Here is a 15,566-nt window from a genome sequence, read left to right as displayed (position 1 = left end):
GACAATACCGAACGAACATGATTGGGCGCTTGGGAAAAGGGGTCGCGATGAACAAGTTGAGGACGCTTGCCGACGTGTTGCGCCAGGCTGGCTTTGCGCGCATCACGGGCCTGTTTCTTGTGTTCTATCTGCTGTGCTCGACGGCCGTCTGGCTGTCCGAGCCCACGACCCTCACCTTTGGCGATGGACTTTGGTTTAGCTTTGAGACGGTCTCGACCATCGGCTTTGGTGACATTCCGGCCGAGACACCGGTTGCCCGCGCGATTACCGTCGTCTTGAGCGTCATCAGCATCTTCTACATCGCCATGCTTACGGGCGTGGCGGTGAACTACTGCAATACGCTCATCAAGATGCGCCAAAAGGACACCATGGCGCGCTTTATGGACGATCTTGAGCATTTGGAAGAGCTCGATCGTGACGAGCTCGCCGATCTTTCGCGTCGCGTGCGCGAGTATCGTCGACGCCAGCGCTAGAACGGGCGCCGTGCGTCACGATGAGGGGGACTGAATATGAATATCACCGTGTATCTGGGTGCCAGCGTCGGTAATGACCCGGCGTTTCTGCCCGCGGTGCAGGAGCTGGGCAACTGGATTGGCGCTAACGGACACGCGTTGGTATACGGCGGGTCCAAGTCGGGCTTGATGGGCGCGCTCGCCGATAGCGTGCTCGATGCCGGTGGACACGTGACGGGCGTGGAGCCGAGCTTTTTTATCGAGGCCGAGTTTCAGCACGATGGCATCGACGACCTCATCGTGACGAGCGACATGGCCGAGCGCAAGGCCAAGATGATCGAGCTTGGTGATGCCTTCATTGCCTTTCCCGGCGGGACGGGTACGCTCGAGGAGATTGCCGAGGTCATGTCGGCCGTGTCGCTGGGGCATCTGAGCGCGCCGTGCATCCTGTATAACCTGGACGGTTACTACAACGATCTCAAGGCGCTGCTCGGACGCATGATTGATAAAGGGCTTTCGAGCCCGAGGCGCCAGCACGGCATCTACTTTGCCGACGATTTGCGCGAGATTGCCTCGATTATCAACGGATAAGTCTTGAGCCTGCCCCACTATGACTCCCAATGGTGCCGTTTGCGGCGCAGACGGTTGGCTCGTTCGGGTAACGCTCGCTCTACAATAAAACGTATCTTTGCCGAATTTGACCACGGGAGGTCCCGATGGATAGTCTTGCAAAACCCAAAAACCGTGCGCTGTTTTTAGTTAGCGTTGCCGTGACCGGTGCGTTCGCAGGCGCCGCGGTCTGGCTGTTCTTTTTTGCGATGGAGCACGGTGTCGACTATCTATGGACCGAGATTCCGCACGCGCTGGGCGTCGCTTCGCCTGAGCTCGCGAGCGGCCCGTTCGGTTTTCTGCCGTACCCGTTTTTTGTCTGCTTGCTGGGCGGCCTGCTGATCGGTCTGTACGAAAAGATTACGGGCACCAAGACCGATGACCTCAACCAGGTGATGGCCAAGGTTAAACAAGACGGTCGCTACCCGTACGACAACCTCGGCAAGCTTTCGCTTGCGGCATTGCTGCCGCTGCTGTTTGGCGGAAGTATTGGACCGGAGGCCGGCCTGACCGGAGTTATCGCGGGTCTGTGCAGCTGGGTCGGCGACCGCATGCGTCGCTTTGGAGCTGAGTTTAGGGAGCTCACGCTGCTGGGCACCCAGGCTGTCCTGACGGCGCTCTTTACCGCGCCCGTGTTTGGCTTTGTGGCGCCGCTCGCCGGAAGTGCTGACGGTCAGGGTGCCAATGACGATGAGTCCGCGTCTGACGAGATCACCATAAAGCTTCCCAAGGCGCAAAAGACCGTGGTCTACGGTATCGCGATCGCTGGCGGTTTGGGCACCTACCTGCTGCTTGGCCAGCTTGTGGGCGGCGGCATGGGTATGCCGAGGTTCGAGGCCGCGCAGGTGGGCAACCTCGAGCTTGCTTGGCTTATTCCCCTGGCGCTCGTCGGCACGGCCTGTGGCTGGCTGTACTTTGTCTCGGGGCACGCGAGCGAGGCGTTGGCCCACGCCATAGGGGAGCGCCCTGTCGTCAAGGCCATGCTGGCCGGTTTGGCGCTCGCTATCTGCGGCACGGTCCTGCCCTACACCATGTTTGCTGGCGAGACGCAGGCCGACGTGCTCATGGAGACCTATATGACCATTCCCGCCGGTGTGCTCATTGCAACTGGTCTTATCAAGGCCATGCTGACGCCCGCCCTCATCAACCTGGGCTGGCGCGGCGGTCACTTCTTCCCCGTTATCTTCTCGGGCGTGAGCCTGGGCTACGGCCTTGCCGTCCTTACGGGCGCCGATCCGGTCTTTTGCGTCGCCGTCTGTACCGCCTCGACGATGGGTGCCGTCATGCGTCAGCCCGTCATGGTCGTGGGCCTGCTGCTCATGTGCTTCCCGCTCAAGGGCATTGTCTGCATGATCATCGCCGCCGTCATCGCGGCAGGCATTCCGCTGCCCAAGCCGCTGCGCAAGTAGCACGATAGCGCGTGCCGGGGATATGCCATTTGTCACGGATTTGCGGGGGGGGCGATCGCGTCCTTCGTGGATTGAGACTCGCGTGCCTACAGGTCGTGTACTCGATAAACCTTGGTGCTGACGGTGCAGCTGATTGCGCATAGCGCGAGGGCCAGCACGGCAATTCCTGCGCACAGACAGCCCAGAACGGCAGGATCGGGATTTGCCCCGGCAATCGACATGAGCCAGTTGCTGATGGGGTTGGAGGAGCTCAGCGTGGCCATGGTGCCGCAACCAAGCAGGGCAAACAGGCCAACGGATAGGCGCAACGCCTCCATGTGTCCAAATCGAAAGAACAGCGGCTGTGCCAAAAACACCATCATGAGGGAGATAAGCATCGATGCTGCCGAGGCGATTGCGATTTCAAAGACCGTCTGTCCCGTCGAAGGAATGCCCGCGCTGTTGAAGAGCGGGATGGCGACGATACTCAATAGCGTAGCTGCACATGCCATGACGGCGGAGAAGACAATAACGCTCAGGTAGCGTGCGCAGATGATGTCTTTGCGCGAGAAGGGCAGCGTTGCCCGATAACGCTCCCAACCGTTTTGATTGTCGTAACCGGCCAGTGAGTTCATGAATAGGATGGGCGACATGGCACTGACGGCGCAGGCGCCGGCGCTCATGCCGGAGTCGCCACCCGACGTGTTGGCGAGGGTCATCACGATGAATATAAATAAGCCGACGCCCGCAATACTCGGGATAAGCGTGCGAACGATGGCGAGCTCGGACATAATGGCACGTTTCATTTCGAAGCCCCTTTCAGCGTGAGGCGCAGGTAGTCATCAATGGTTGCCCGATCGCAGGGAATCTCGGGAAAGGCCTCGAGCGCTTCGCGACGGTTGGGCACGAGCACGTCCACGCTATAGGCGTGGTGGGCGGCGCGGGCGCCTTCGACGCAAGCCATAAGCTCGGCGGCCTGTGCCTGGGTGCAGTGGGCGATGCCGGCGCGGTCAGTAATGTCCTCGCGCGGCAGGTCAAACACAATCGAGCCGTTATCGATGCAGATGACGCGGTCGGCGGCGCGATCGAGGTCGGACGTAATGTGGCTCGAGAGCAGCACGCTGTGCTGACCGTCGGCGACAAAGGCAAGCAGTTCATCAAGCAGCTCCTCGCGTGCCATGGGATCGAGGCCCGCGGTGGCTTCGTCCAAAACGAGCAGCTTGGCATTGTGGCTGAGTGCACAGGCAAGCTGCAGTTTCATGCCCATGCCGCGGGAGAGGTCCTTGACCTTTGTCTTGGGGTCGAGGCCAAATCGGTCGATGAATCCGGCGAACGTTTTGCGGTCCCACGTGGGGTACGCAGGGCCTACGAGCGCCTCGATTTGGCCCACCTTGAGCGTGGAGGGGAAGGGGCACGTGTCCAGGACAAGGCCTACGCGGGAGCGCAGGTGGCGCTGCGTCTCGTCGGGCGCGTTGGTGTCGCAGCGCTGTCCAAACAGATGCACCTCGCCGGCATCGAGCTTTATAAGCCCGAGCGCGGCACGAATCGTCGTTGTTTTGCCAGCACCGTTGGCACCAACAAAGCCAACGATCTGGCCAGGCTCCACGGTGAGCGTGACATCGCGTAGGGAAAAGCGGTCGCTTACGCGGCGTGAGGCGCCTTTGAGTTCTAGCAAGTTTTGCATGGTATAGCCTTTCTTGCAGATGGCTACTGCATGGTTTCGGGGGCCACAAGGTCGAGCATCTCGTGCAATTTGTCGCGCGTGACGCCCAGGGTTTCGGCCTGCGTAGCGGCCTGCGCAAGCAACTCTTCGATATGGCAGAGCTGGTTTTCGCGCAAGAGTTCCTGGTTTCCCTCGGCGACAAAGCAGCCCTTGCCCTGCACGGTGCAGATAAAGCCGAGCTGTTCCAGGTCGGCATAGGCGCGCTTGGTGGTGATGACGCTCACACCCAGGTCGCTCGCGAGTGCACGGATGCTGGGGAGTTTGGCTCCCGCAGCGAGTGTGCCCGAAAGGATCTGAGCTTTGACCTGCGAGGATATCTGCTCGTAGATGGGCTTGTCGCTCGAATTGGATAGGATAATGTCCACAGCGGCTCCTTAGCTGTTGGGCTACACGTGTATATAACCGGTAAGCACAGTATATATACACTATGCACAGTTACGCAAGAGGTAAATAGGGATTGTTCGCTCGTTCATTCATCTCAATCTGTAACATCTGGAACCGATTTGGACGGCTACCTGTTACAGATTGAGATTTTGCTGGCGGGCCCCACCTGGTTGTTTCAATCTGTAGCAACTGGAGAAGATTTTGGCTGCTAGATGTTATAGATCGAGACATTGGCCACCCGTCTATCCTTATATCTCAATCTGTAACAGATGGACCCGTTTTGAGTGGCTAGATGTTACAGATCGAGATCTTTCTGGGACGCCCGCCTGTTTGTCTAAATCTGTAACAGGTAGAGGTTCAAAAACCGTCTAGATGTTACAGATCGAGACGAACTGCTGCGGAGTGCCGCCATCGACTGCTACCCAGGCCCCAACTGATGAATTTGTCCTGATAGGTGCCCTATGGCGGGATTTCGCGGCTACAATAGTGCGGTTACATCGACGTAATGCACTCAATGCAAGAAAGGATCCGCATGGCAAGCCTGTCGGATGAAATCTCGTCGCGCCGCACATTCGCGATCATCAGCCACCCGGACGCCGGTAAGACCACGCTTACCGAGAAGCTGCTGCTCTATACCGGCAGCATCCAGACCGCCGGCTCGGTCAAGGGCAAGAGCTCGGCCAAGCACGCCGTCTCGGACTGGATGGACATCGAGAAGGAGCGCGGCATTTCCGTTACCTCCTCGGTTCTGCAGTTCACCTATAACGGCGCCTGCGTCAACATCCTCGATACCCCCGGCCACCAGGACTTCTCGGAGGATACCTACCGTACCCTTATGGCGGCCGACGCCGCGGTCATGGTCATCGACGGCGCCAAGGGCGTCGAGGCCCAGACCAAAAAGCTCTTTAAGGTCTGTACGCTGCGCCATATTCCCATCTTCACCTTTGTGAATAAGCTCGACCACGAGGCTCGCGATCCGTTTGAGCTCATGGAAGAGATCGAGAACGTCCTGGGTATCAATACGTATCCCATGAACTGGCCGATCGGCAGTGGTCGCAACTTCCGCGGCGTGTTCGACCGTCAGACCCGTCGCGTCATTGCCTTTGAGGGCGACGGTCACGCCAACGCCACCAAGAAGGTCGCCGAGGTCGAGGCCGAGCTGGGCGATCCTTCCATGGACGAGCTCATCGGCGAGGAGAACCACAAGAACCTGATGGACGACATCGAGCTGCTCGATGGCGCCGGCGACGAGCTCGACTTGGATGCTGTGGCCTGCGGCAAGCTGAGCCCGGCGTTCTTTGGCTCGGCGCTCACCAACTTTGGTGTGGAGCCCTTCCTCAAGGAGTTCCTGCGCCTGGCCCCGACGCCGCGCGCCTATACCGATACGCTCACCAGTGAGCCGGTCGATCCCTGCCGCGACGACTTTAGCGGCTTTGTGTTTAAGATCCAGGCCAATATGGACAAGAACCACCGAGACCGTATCGCCTTTGTGCGCATTTGCTCGGGCAAGTTCGAGCGTGGCATGGACGCCTTCCACGTGCAGGGTAACCGCAAGCTCAAGCTTGCCACGGGCACGTCGATGATGGCCGACGACCGCGCCATCGTGGACGAGGCGTACGCGGGCGATATCGTGGGCCTGTTCGATCCGGGTATCTTTAGCATCGGCGACACTGTATGCTCCGGCAAGCGTCACGTGCAGTATCCGCAGATCCCGACGTTTGCCCCCGAGATGTTTGCCCGCATTACGCAGGTCGACACGCTCAAGCGCAAGCAGTTCGTAAAGGGCATGGAGGAGCTTGCCCAGGAGGGCGCCATCCAGATCTTCCGCGAGCTGGGCGCCGGCATGGAAAGCGTCATTGTGGGCGTGGTCGGCGTGCTGCAGTTTGAGGTGCTCGAGCGCCGCCTCAAGGCCGAGTACCGTGTTGAGGTTCGTCGCCAGCCACTGCCCTATACGGACATCCGCTGGATCCAGAACGACCCCGACACCATCGATATCCCGGGCCTTTCGCTCACGCGCGACACCCTTCGCGTCGAGGATATGCGCGGCGGTAAGCTGCTGCTGTTCACGAGTCCGTGGAACGTGGATTGGGCAACCGACCACAACCCCGACCTTATCCTGTCTGAGTTTGGCAACGTAGCCTTTTAACGCATCGGCGCGGTGGCCCTGCGGGGCTGCCGCGCCGTTTGCTTGCCTGATGCCGTGTGAGCGGCTATCATACCCACCGTCGTCTCAAGACCGGGGCGTCCGAGCAGTTCGGGTCCGATATCCTGCTCGTTAAACCTAAAACCAAAGGAGTACATAATGATCAAGAAGGTCATGGAGGACTACAAGGTCCTGTTGCGGAGCATTCCCGCGGCAACGGTTTCGCTGTTTTTCGTGAGCGTCATCATGATGAACCTGCTGGCCAACAAAGAGCTTATCAGCCTGCCGTATCTGGCACTCGATTGCGGCTTTGTGGTGAGCTGGGTTTCGTTTTTGTGCCAGGACATGATCTGCAAGCGCTTTGGCGCCAAGGCATCCATCAAAATCTCTATCCTCGCGCTGCTGGTTAACCTGGCCGTGAGCCTGTGCTTTTGGGCATGCTCGCTCACGCCTGGCATGTGGGGCGCCTACTATGACACGGGCATGATCGAGGTCAACACTGCCCTTAATGCCACCATCGGCGGCACTTGGTACGTGGTGCTCGGCTCTTCGCTGGCAATGCTCGTTTCTGCCGTGGTCAACTCCACGCTCAACCAGTCGCTTGGCCGTATGCTCAAAAAGAATAACTTTGCGAGCTTTGCCTTCCGCTCCTATGTGTCCACGGGTGTTGGCCAGTTTATCGACAATCTGGTCTTTGCCATTGTGGTGAGCCATACGTTCTTTGGTTGGACCTGGGTGCAGGTCCTTATGTGCTCGCTGACCGGCGCTGTTGCCGAGCTGCTGTGCGAGGTCTTCCTGAGCCCCGTGGGCTACAAGGTCGTGCGCGGCTGGGAGCGCGAGAACGTGGGCGCCGAGTACCTCGAGCGTCACGCGGCTGCCTAAGGAGCCAATATGCAGGTATTGATCACGGGCACTTCGGGCGGTATCGGAGCCGCGTGCGTGCAGCGCTTTTTGGACGAGGGCCACGAGGTCGTGGGCTTTGATCTGCTGCCGGCGGCGATCGAACACGAGCGCTACCGCCATCTGATCGTTGATGTCCGCGAGCCGGACTCGTTTCCAGTTGACCTTGAACCCCAGGTAATCGTGAACGTTGCCGGCACGCAGGACTCGGCCGACGATATTGCCGCCAACCTGTGTGGCACCATCAACGTGACCGAGTGCTACGCCTTTGAGGGGGAGGGGCTTGCCGCCAAGCCGGCGCCCGCTATCAAATCCGTGGTCAATGTGGGGTCGGCGAGCGGACATACGGGATCGGAGTTTCCCGCCTATGCCGCCAGCAAGGGCGGCGTTATCGCCTACACCAAGAATCTTGCAAACCGCCTAGCACCGCAGGCCATCGCCAACAGTGTGGACCCGGGCGGCGTTATCACGCCGCTCAACCGTTGCGTGATGGAAGACGAGCACCTGTGGAGCCAGATTATGGAGCTCACGCCGCTTAAGCGCTGGGCCACCGCCCAAGAGATCGCCGAGTGGATCTACTTTGTGGGCGTGACCAACCGGTTTATGACCGGGCAGAGCCTGCTGATCGATGGCGGCGAGGCCGGCCGCACCCAGTTTATCTGGCCCGAGTAAAAAACGCGCCCGATGGAAGCCGTCGGGCGCGTTTTTGATGTATCGATTTTTAGCCGAGGCAAGTCCAGTTGACGGGGATCGAGCCGTGCTGTTCGAGTAGACGATTGGATGCCGAGAAGGGGCGCGACCCCATAAAAGCGGGGAGTTCTGCCGTGGCACGGTTGGCCGAAAGCGGCGAGGGGTGTGTGGAGGCCAGGCAGAACTTACCGGCTGCCTTGCCTGCGCCGGTCGCGGCGAGCTTGCCTTCGACCATCTGCTGGGCAAAGCGACCCCATGCCAAAAAGACTACCGGCTGGGGCAGCTGACAGCAGCGTTCGATAACGTAGTCGGTGAGCGTGCTCCAGCCCAGTTTGGCGTGTGAGTTCGCGGCATGCTCGCGCACGGTGAGCGTGGTGTTAAGGAGCAGGACGCCCTGTTGTGCCCATGGCGTCAGATCTCCCGTGGCGGGAATGGGGCAACCCAGATCGGCTTTGAGCTCCTTGTAGATGTTGCGCAGGCTCGGCGGCAACTTGGTTTGCGTCGCGGGAACCGAGAACGATAACCCCATGGCCTGGTTGGGTCCGTGATAGGGGTCTTGACCCAAGATGACAACTTTGGCTTGGTCTGCCGGCGTGTAGGCGAGGGCATTGAGGATGTCGTCTTGTGCCGGGTAGATAGTCTGCTCGGCACGTAAAAGGGCGATGCGCTCGAGCAGCTGGTTCGTCGTGTCACGTACCGGCTGCGGCGCATCGCCCAACCAAGTTGCTATGTTGCGGTCGCGGGTTGCGGTGTCCATGGGGCTCCTTTATGGCAGATGCTATGTTGGCATCTATTGTAAAGGCGCACCGGTTGCCTTTATGCCACGGCTGTATGAAGAGTGGGGTCTACGAGACGCGCTCGGGCGCTCCTGCCATGCGAGCGTGTTCATGTGCGCGAAGACGAGGAAGCTCGATGGTTGCCACCATGACGCCGGTGAGGATGAGGGCGGCGCCAAAGAAGGCGATGGGGCTCAGCACTTCGCCGACCAAGAAGAACGAGAAGACGGCAGAGCAGACCGGCTCGAGCGAGAAGGCAAAGCCAGTGGTTTCGGCGGGTACGTGGGGCTGCACGAGCGTCTGGGTGATAAAGCCGTAGGCAGAGCAGATGAGTGCGAGCGCAACGATAACGACGATCTCGCTCGGCGTGCTGGGAAGCGTGAAGCCGCCAAAGGTAAATGCGGCGATACCCGAGAACAAGCCGCCGAAGCCCAGCTGCCAAACGCCCAGAGCCAGCGGATCGACTTCTTCGACAAAGCGCTTGGCGATGATAATGTGGCCGGCATAGATAAAGGCCGAGAGCAGCATGATGATCGCGCCGGGATTCAGGCTGGTAAAGTCGGCGCCCGAGAGCAGCAACATGCCGCAGGTGACGATGGCGGTGCCGATGAGCACCTTGCGCTCGGGGGCGCGACGCAGCAGGGCCGCGTTGGCAAACGGCACGATCACGACCGTCAGGCTCTGCAAAAAGCCGGCGGTGGAGGCGGAGGTGAGGCTGGAGCCCAGGCACATGCAGGTGATCTCGGTTGCCATGATGGCGCCGATGATGGCGGCGCGGACCATCAGGTCACGGTTGATGCGCACCGCGTGCTTGTGGAAGAGCAGCAGGCAGGCCGCAAAGGCGATGATGCAGCGCAGCGCGACGATGCTCGTGGCATTCATGCTGTCCATGCCGATCTTCATGAGGGGGTACGAAAAGCCCCATGCGACGGGAACGGAAAATGAGAGCGCGATTGCTTTTTTGCGATCCATGGGACTCCTTTTGTTACAGAACGGTTTCGCAAAAAGGATTCTGCTCCCAGATATGGATGTAGTAAAGCGAATGTATCTTCAGTATGATTAAGAAGTACTAATGTTGGAAGAAAAAGCCCTGGCAAAACGTTTTACGGCTACATCGATGTGGAGGCACGATGGCATCGCGGTATCAGATTGTATGTATGGTGGTCGATTGCGGCAGCCTGAAACGTGCCGCCGACGAGCTGGGCTATACGCAAAGCGCGGTGAGCCAGGCCGTCAAGGCGCTCGAGCGCGAGCTGGGCACCACGATTATCGAGCGTGGCAAGCAGGGCGTCTCGCTTACGCGCGACGGCAAACAGTATCTGCCGTATCTGCGCCAGATCGTTACGGCCGAGGCCGAGCTTGAGGGCAAGCGCCAGGAGTTGCTGGGGCTTTCGTCGACCGACATTCGCATTGCGACGTTTACCAACGTGAGTCGTACTGTGTTGCCGCGTGTGATCCGCGACTTTGGGGCCCTGCATCCGGGCGTGCGCTTTACCCTCAAGCAGGGCGATTACACGCGCAACGCCCAGTGGGTGCACGATGGCATAGTCGACTTTTGCTTTACAGCGCGTGGATTTACCGAGGGGCTCGAGAAACGCGTGGTCTATCACGACGAGCTGGTGGCGCTGTTGCCAGCCGTCCATCCACTGGCGGCAAAGGAAAAGGTGACGCTTGCCGACCTGGCGTCCGAACCGTTTGTGCTGCTGGATGAGGGCGAACAGAGCCTGGTGCTCGATGCGTTTGCCGCGCACGGGCTATCGCCGCATGTGACGAGTGAGGTCACCGATGACTACACCATTATGGCGATGGTGGAGGAGGGCCTCGGTGTGAGCATGCTCTACCGCCGTACCGTCGAGGGCATGCGGGCCGATATTTGTGTGCGCCCCATCGTGCATGCTCCCTCGCGCGACGTCGTGGCGGCTTGGCGCAGCTGGGACACCATGCCTATCGCCACGAGGCGCTTTATCGACTATATGAGCTCGCATATTGTCAATTAATGACTGGCGTGGCGTTGAGTGTGGTGATTAGCGGGCTGTCGCTTTGGCTTGCGCCAGACGGTAGGTGCGTGCCGGATGGCAGAGCAATACCGCCACGACCATAAAGAACGCTGTGGTGCCCAGGCTGATGGGGTAGACCATCATGATGTTCGCAAAGGTGCGGAAGTGCGGGAACACGCAGAATACCCAGTAGAAGCGGATGCCGCAGACACAGATCATGGTGATGAGGGCGGGCATGAGCGAGATGCCAAAGCCGCGCAGGTAGCCGGACATATTTTCGTAGAACATGCTAAAGGCGTATGCCGGGAAGATCGAGCACACACGGATATAGCCGATCGAGACGATGTTGGGATCGCTGTTAAAGAGCGCCAGGATCTCGCGCCCCAGACCGACGATGACGATAATCGTGGTGAGTGCAACGATGCCGCCTTCGACCAGGCAGACCTTGAGCGTTTTGGTGCAGCGGTCGATCTGGCGGGCACCGTGGTTTTGTCCCACAAAGGTGGTGCAAGCCTGGCTAAAGCTGTTGAGCAGGTTGTAGCACACGTACTCCAGGCTCATGGCAGCGCTGGATGCCGCCATGACCTCGGTGCCCAGGCTGTTGATGGCGGACTGGATGATGATGTTGGCGACGGCAAAGACGGCGCTTTGGATGCCGGCGGGCAGGCCGATCTTGACGATGCGCTTGAGGGCGACGGGGTCGATAGCCAGATCGCGCAGGGTGACGCGGACGACGGAATCGGTCTTGAGCAGACGGATAAAGAGCGTGACTGCGCTGACGGTATAGGCGATGGCGGTGGCGATGGCGACACCCGCGACGCCCCAGTGGAGCACGGGGACAAAGATGAGGTCCAGGCCAATGTTGAGGACGGTGGACACGGCAAGCGCCTGTAGCGGCATGCGGGTGATGCCGACGGAGCGGAAGATTGCGGCCTCAAAGTTGTAGAGCAAGATCGAGGGCATGCTGAGCAAAAAGACGCGCAGGTAGAGCGATGCGAGCGGCATGGTTTCGTCAGGGACGTTGAGCGCGGCGAGCATGGGCTCGGCAAAGATCTCGCCCAGTGCGATGACGACAAAGCCCACGAGTGCCATCAGAATCGAGGTGTGGACGGCGCGCTTGACCATGTTCTGATCGTTGCGGCCGATGGCGTTGGCGATGACCACGTTGGAGCCAAGCGACAGCCCAATAAACAGGTTGATCATAAGACTGGTAAGCGGAACATTGGAGCCGACCGCCGCCATGGCGAGGGTTCCCTGGTCGCCCGAGAAGTTACCGATGATGACCGTGGCGATGAGGTTCGACAGCTGCTCAAGGATGCTCGTGGCGGCGACGGGAAAGGCGAACAGGGGAATATTGCGCCACAGCGAGCCGGTGGTCATGTCAATGTGCTTGGACGCGGTATCAGTCATACGCTCTCAATCTCTACTATGCGATTCGCTAGATATTTGCGCAGACGATGATACTCCTAATGCATCCAGCCGGCACTTAGGGACGTTCCTTTTCTGCCGGCAGCTGGGGGACACTCCTTGTCTCTTCTATGACTAGATGGGGAAGGCGTGCGACAATGGTGGGCGTTGTGTTGTTCGCGCTAAGGAGTTGCCATGTTGTTGTGTCCCGTTTGCCATGAGCCGTTGGTGGACGATGAGCGCGGTGCTGTGTGCGCGGGCGGACACCGGTTTGACCGTGCGCGCGAGGGCTATCTCTATCTGCTGCGCTCGTCCAAGAGCGGTGACTCCATGGGCGATCCCAAGTCGCAGGCACGCAGCCGTCGCGACTTTCTGAACCGCGGTTACTATGCGCCGTTGCGCGATGCGATGGTCGAGCTGGTGCGCGAGCAGGCGTCTGAGCGTGCCGCGTCAACGAACTGCCCCATGACGTTGCTCGATATTTGCTGTGGCGAGGGCTACTACACCAGCGCCATGGGTGCGGTGCCGGGCGTAGATGCTTACGGTTTCGACCTGGGCAAAGAGATGGTTCGCCTGGCCGCCAAGCGCGGCGATGCGACCTACTTCGTGGCCAACATGAAGGCTATCCCCGTGGCCGATGGCGCCTTCGATATGGTGACCGAGCTCTTTGCCCCCTTTAACGAGCGCGAATTTGCCCGCGTGCTGGCGCCAGAGGGCTCGCTCTATACCGTGGTGCCGGGTGCTCGGCATCTGTTTGGCCTCAAAGAGGTGCTCTACGACACGCCATATCTCAATGACGAGAAGCTGCCGAAGACCACCGAACTCGAGTTGGTCGGAACGCAGCGGGTGTTTGCGAACATTACGCTCCAGACCCAGGCTGACATCGAGGCGGTGTTCCAAATGACGCCGTACTACTACCGCACGCGCCCTGCCGATAAAGAGCGCCTGGCAAACCTGGACACCCTTCAAACCGACATCGACTTCATCATCGCCGAGTACCGTCACAGCTAACAACCTGCCAAAAAGGGACAGGTTTATTTTGGCAGGTGTTATCTGGGCAAACGTAAAGGGCCGACCGCGGATATGCGCGATCGGCCCTTTTAGTTACTTGGCTGCAGAGGCTATGAGAAGTGAGCGCTTACAGGCGGTCCTTGTTCTCGGCCTTGACGGCGTGTGCCTGCTGAACAAAGAACAGGTCGTAGACCACGATGACAAAGGCTCCAATATTGACGGCGCTGCCGCCGAGCGCGGGAAGGGTGAGCACAGCCTGCGCAATCGTGGCGATTGCGGCAACGATGCCGAGCTTAAACGCGCCATCCACCTGCGAAGGCTTGTTGGCGCCCTTGATGCCCGCAACACCTGCGGCAAGGTCGATAACGCCCTTGGCGACAAGCACGACCGCGGCGAGCATGGCGTTCGATCCGTAGACGGATTCAAATTTGCCGGTTGCGATGCCGGTGATACCGATGACGAGGCTGGCGATGCCCAAAACAAAATAGATGAGGGCAAGGATTTTGAGTGTCTTGCGCGCGGCGCTCATAGGTAGTCCTTTCGATTCGGGCGCTGCCAGTCTGGCGCGTCCCATATGCTGCACATATCGTGAAGCACATTGTAGTTCAACGTGACGGCGTGTGTGTTAGAAAGCGCTTCTCGCCTGTGCAGGGCAATCTTTCAAAAAGGAAAGCCAGCTGTAAGCCAAATCGATGGCAGCTCATGTGCGGCGCTGCGATGATGAGGATGTAACAAGGAGCTGGTCTAAGGAGGAGCCATGATGTACGGAACAGGGCAAGTGCGCGAGCCGCGGTCGTTGGGAAGGCGCATGGGTGATTCTGTGATCGCTGCCGTGTGCACGGGATTGATGGCGGTGCTTTGCATTGGGATGCTGTGGGCCATGTCGCATGTGGGACAATAGCGGACGGTTGAGTGCCGACAGGGGTGGCGCTCACGTATTCGTTTTGCTTGCTAAGGAGTGCCCATGGGCGTCGTCGATCCCTTTTCTGTTGCTCGGGCCGCGGGGCTTGAGCTGACCGGGAAGCTCGAGGGCCTTACGCTCACCGACGGCACGATGGAGTTGCGTGCCGATTTTGCCCGCATGCGCCCACGGCTCAAACAGGGCCGTTTACAGCAAGAGCTGCTGGTTAAGGCTGCGCGCACAAAAGGCACCGAGAACCCATGGGCGATTGACGCCACGGCAGGCTTTGGCGAGGATTCGCTGCTGCTGGCCGCCGCGGGCTTTACCGTCGATTTGTATGAACAGGATTGCGTGATCGCGGTGCTCCTCAAGGATGCTCTGGATCGCGCGGCAGATGATCCGGCGCTTGCGGCTGCCGTGGCGCGCATGCGCTTACATGCGGGCGAGGACAGCATTGCCGGCCTTCGCCATACGGCTGAGCTGGTCGAGCGCGGTGAGCTCGCGGCTCCCGATGTGGTGTATCTGGACCCCATGTTTCCCGAGCGCACCAAGAGCGCGGCGGTTAAAAAGAAGTTCCAACTTTTGCATCATCTGGAACAGCCGTGCGCCGATGAGGAGACGCTGGTCGAAGCTGCGCTCGCGGTGCACCCGCGCAAGGTCGTTATCAAGCGGCCGGTGAAGGGCCCATTGCTTGCCGGCGTTAAGCCGAGCTATCAACTTGCGGGCAAGGCCGTCCGCTACGATGTTTTGGTGCCACCGCGCCCGTAGCCTGCGCGCGGTGGCCGGCGATGTGTCGGTGCCGTGCCGCTGCGTGAGCGCCGCGCCGATGCGGGGTCTATTTCCAAGGGTGCGACGTCAGGTGCCAGCCGCCGCAGTACTCGCATTTGTAGCAGGCTAAACCGCGCCGTCCGCGGTTTTCGCAGTCGGCCATAACGGCCTCGGCCTCGGCGCGTGTGTCGTAGCGGTTTTTGCGCTCGCACGATTTGTAGCGCCAGGCTTCATCGCGCTCGGCGTCCAGGGCGTCGCGGCGCTCGTCCTCATGCGCAAACAGGTCGCTCATATCGCCGCCGGTGGCAGCGCCTAAAAACTCGCTTTTGGCCTTTGACCAGGCGGCTCGCTTTTTGCTCCCCATCTGCTTCACGCCCTTCTTCAAACGTTGGTATCATTGCTCAATCAAAGTGATAC

17 protein-coding genes are annotated in these 15,566 nt (G+C 59.8%); 9 read left to right on the top strand and 8 right to left on the bottom strand.

Annotation, left to right across the window (positions count from 1 at the left end; all coding sequences use genetic code 11):
- The first annotated feature begins 47 nt into the window (after window positions 1–47).
- The 3 genes from AAAX73_RS03480 (at window position 48) to AAAX73_RS03470 (ending at window position 2,470) form a co-directional block, all read left to right on the top strand.
- Window positions 48–473 (top strand): potassium channel family protein, encoded by a 426-nt coding sequence (locus AAAX73_RS03480; RefSeq protein WP_055252221.1) that lies wholly within the window; start codon window positions 48–50, stop codon window positions 471–473.
- 36 nt (window positions 474–509) lie between these two features.
- Window positions 510–1,043, top strand: coding sequence for a TIGR00730 family Rossman fold protein (locus AAAX73_RS03475; protein WP_117582834.1), 534 nt, complete (start codon window positions 510–512; stop codon window positions 1,041–1,043).
- A gap of 125 nt (window positions 1,044–1,168) precedes the next feature.
- Entirely contained in the window at window positions 1,169–2,470 is a 1,302-nt protein-coding gene (locus tag AAAX73_RS03470; protein WP_349125023.1) for a chloride channel protein, read from the top strand.
- A gap of 86 nt (window positions 2,471–2,556) precedes the next feature.
- On the opposite strand, the gene AAAX73_RS03465 is transcribed toward AAAX73_RS03470, so the two are convergent.
- From AAAX73_RS03465 to AAAX73_RS03455, 3 genes are read right to left on the bottom strand one after another with little or no spacing between them, the layout of a single operon-like run.
- The gene (locus tag AAAX73_RS03465; protein ID WP_271744624.1) at window positions 2,557–3,255 is read right to left on the bottom strand and encodes an ABC-2 transporter permease; all 699 of its coding nucleotides are present in this window, start codon (window positions 3,253–3,255) and stop codon (window positions 2,557–2,559) included.
- On the bottom strand, window positions 3,252–4,133 hold the full coding sequence (locus AAAX73_RS03460; protein ID WP_271744625.1) for an ABC transporter ATP-binding protein: 882 nt from the start codon (window positions 4,131–4,133) through the stop codon (window positions 3,252–3,254). The genes AAAX73_RS03465 and AAAX73_RS03460 overlap by 4 nt, the downstream gene beginning before the upstream one ends.
- 23 nt (window positions 4,134–4,156) lie before the next feature.
- Complete coding sequence (locus tag AAAX73_RS03455; RefSeq protein WP_117645822.1) at window positions 4,157–4,537, bottom strand: GntR family transcriptional regulator; 381 nt, start codon at window positions 4,535–4,537, stop codon at window positions 4,157–4,159.
- A 551-nt stretch (window positions 4,538–5,088) separates the two neighbouring features.
- On the opposite strand from AAAX73_RS03455, the gene AAAX73_RS03450 reads away from it, so the two are divergent.
- The 3 genes from AAAX73_RS03450 (at window position 5,089) to AAAX73_RS03440 (ending at window position 8,271) form a co-directional block, all read left to right on the top strand.
- Window positions 5,089–6,702 (top strand): peptide chain release factor 3, encoded by a 1,614-nt coding sequence (locus AAAX73_RS03450; protein ID WP_055286676.1) that lies wholly within the window; start codon window positions 5,089–5,091, stop codon window positions 6,700–6,702.
- Between the two features lie 156 nt (window positions 6,703–6,858).
- Complete coding sequence (locus tag AAAX73_RS03445; protein WP_233509065.1) at window positions 6,859–7,581, top strand: VUT family protein; 723 nt, start codon at window positions 6,859–6,861, stop codon at window positions 7,579–7,581.
- 9 nt (window positions 7,582–7,590) lie between these two features.
- On the top strand, window positions 7,591–8,271 hold the full coding sequence (locus AAAX73_RS03440) for an SDR family oxidoreductase (RefSeq protein WP_349125022.1): 681 nt from the start codon (window positions 7,591–7,593) through the stop codon (window positions 8,269–8,271).
- A gap of 49 nt (window positions 8,272–8,320) precedes the next feature.
- Here the strand turns inward: AAAX73_RS03440 and AAAX73_RS03435 are convergent, their stop codons facing one another.
- The gene (locus AAAX73_RS03435) at window positions 8,321–9,046 is read right to left on the bottom strand and encodes a uracil-DNA glycosylase (protein WP_349125021.1); all 726 of its coding nucleotides are present in this window, start codon (window positions 9,044–9,046) and stop codon (window positions 8,321–8,323) included.
- A gap of 88 nt (window positions 9,047–9,134) precedes the next feature.
- Entirely contained in the window at window positions 9,135–10,037 is a 903-nt protein-coding gene (locus tag AAAX73_RS03430; protein WP_349125020.1) for a DMT family transporter, read from the bottom strand.
- 158 nt (window positions 10,038–10,195) lie between these two features.
- On the opposite strand from AAAX73_RS03430, the gene AAAX73_RS03425 reads away from it, so the two are divergent.
- Window positions 10,196–11,062, top strand: a complete 867-nt coding sequence (locus AAAX73_RS03425; RefSeq protein ID WP_349125019.1) for a LysR family transcriptional regulator — start codon at window positions 10,196–10,198, stop codon at window positions 11,060–11,062.
- A gap of 27 nt (window positions 11,063–11,089) precedes the next feature.
- On the opposite strand, the gene AAAX73_RS03420 is transcribed toward AAAX73_RS03425, so the two are convergent.
- Entirely contained in the window at window positions 11,090–12,472 is a 1,383-nt protein-coding gene (locus tag AAAX73_RS03420) for an MATE family efflux transporter (RefSeq protein WP_349125018.1), read from the bottom strand.
- A 192-nt stretch (window positions 12,473–12,664) separates the two neighbouring features.
- On the opposite strand from AAAX73_RS03420, the gene AAAX73_RS03415 reads away from it, so the two are divergent.
- On the top strand, window positions 12,665–13,480 hold the full coding sequence (locus AAAX73_RS03415) for a putative RNA methyltransferase (RefSeq protein ID WP_349125017.1): 816 nt from the start codon (window positions 12,665–12,667) through the stop codon (window positions 13,478–13,480).
- Between the two features lie 127 nt (window positions 13,481–13,607).
- Here the strand turns inward: AAAX73_RS03415 and AAAX73_RS03410 are convergent, their stop codons facing one another.
- Window positions 13,608–14,009 carry a hypothetical protein gene (locus tag AAAX73_RS03410; protein ID WP_117805917.1) on the bottom strand — a complete coding sequence of 134 codons (402 nt, stop codon included), beginning with the start codon at window positions 14,007–14,009 and terminating at the stop codon, window positions 13,608–13,610.
- Between the two features lie 435 nt (window positions 14,010–14,444).
- Here AAAX73_RS03410 and AAAX73_RS03405 point away from each other — a divergent pair, with 435 nt between their 5' ends.
- Window positions 14,445–15,149: a class I SAM-dependent methyltransferase gene (locus AAAX73_RS03405; RefSeq protein ID WP_349125016.1), complete on the top strand. Its 705-nt coding sequence runs from the start codon at window positions 14,445–14,447 to the stop codon at window positions 15,147–15,149.
- A gap of 67 nt (window positions 15,150–15,216) precedes the next feature.
- Here AAAX73_RS03405 and AAAX73_RS03400 read toward each other — a convergent pair whose 3' ends face one another.
- Window positions 15,217–15,513 (bottom strand): hypothetical protein, encoded by a 297-nt coding sequence (locus AAAX73_RS03400; RefSeq protein ID WP_349125015.1) that lies wholly within the window; start codon window positions 15,511–15,513, stop codon window positions 15,217–15,219.
- Between the last annotated feature and the right edge of the window lie 53 nt (window positions 15,514–15,566).

Origin of the sequence: Collinsella sp. CLA-ER-H9 (assembly GCF_040092295.1) — a bacterium.
In the GTDB taxonomy this organism is placed as follows: Bacteria; Actinomycetota; Coriobacteriia; order Coriobacteriales; family Coriobacteriaceae; genus Collinsella.
Note: the sequence above shows the minus strand (reverse complement) of the source record. Positions and strands in the feature narration are given on the sequence as shown.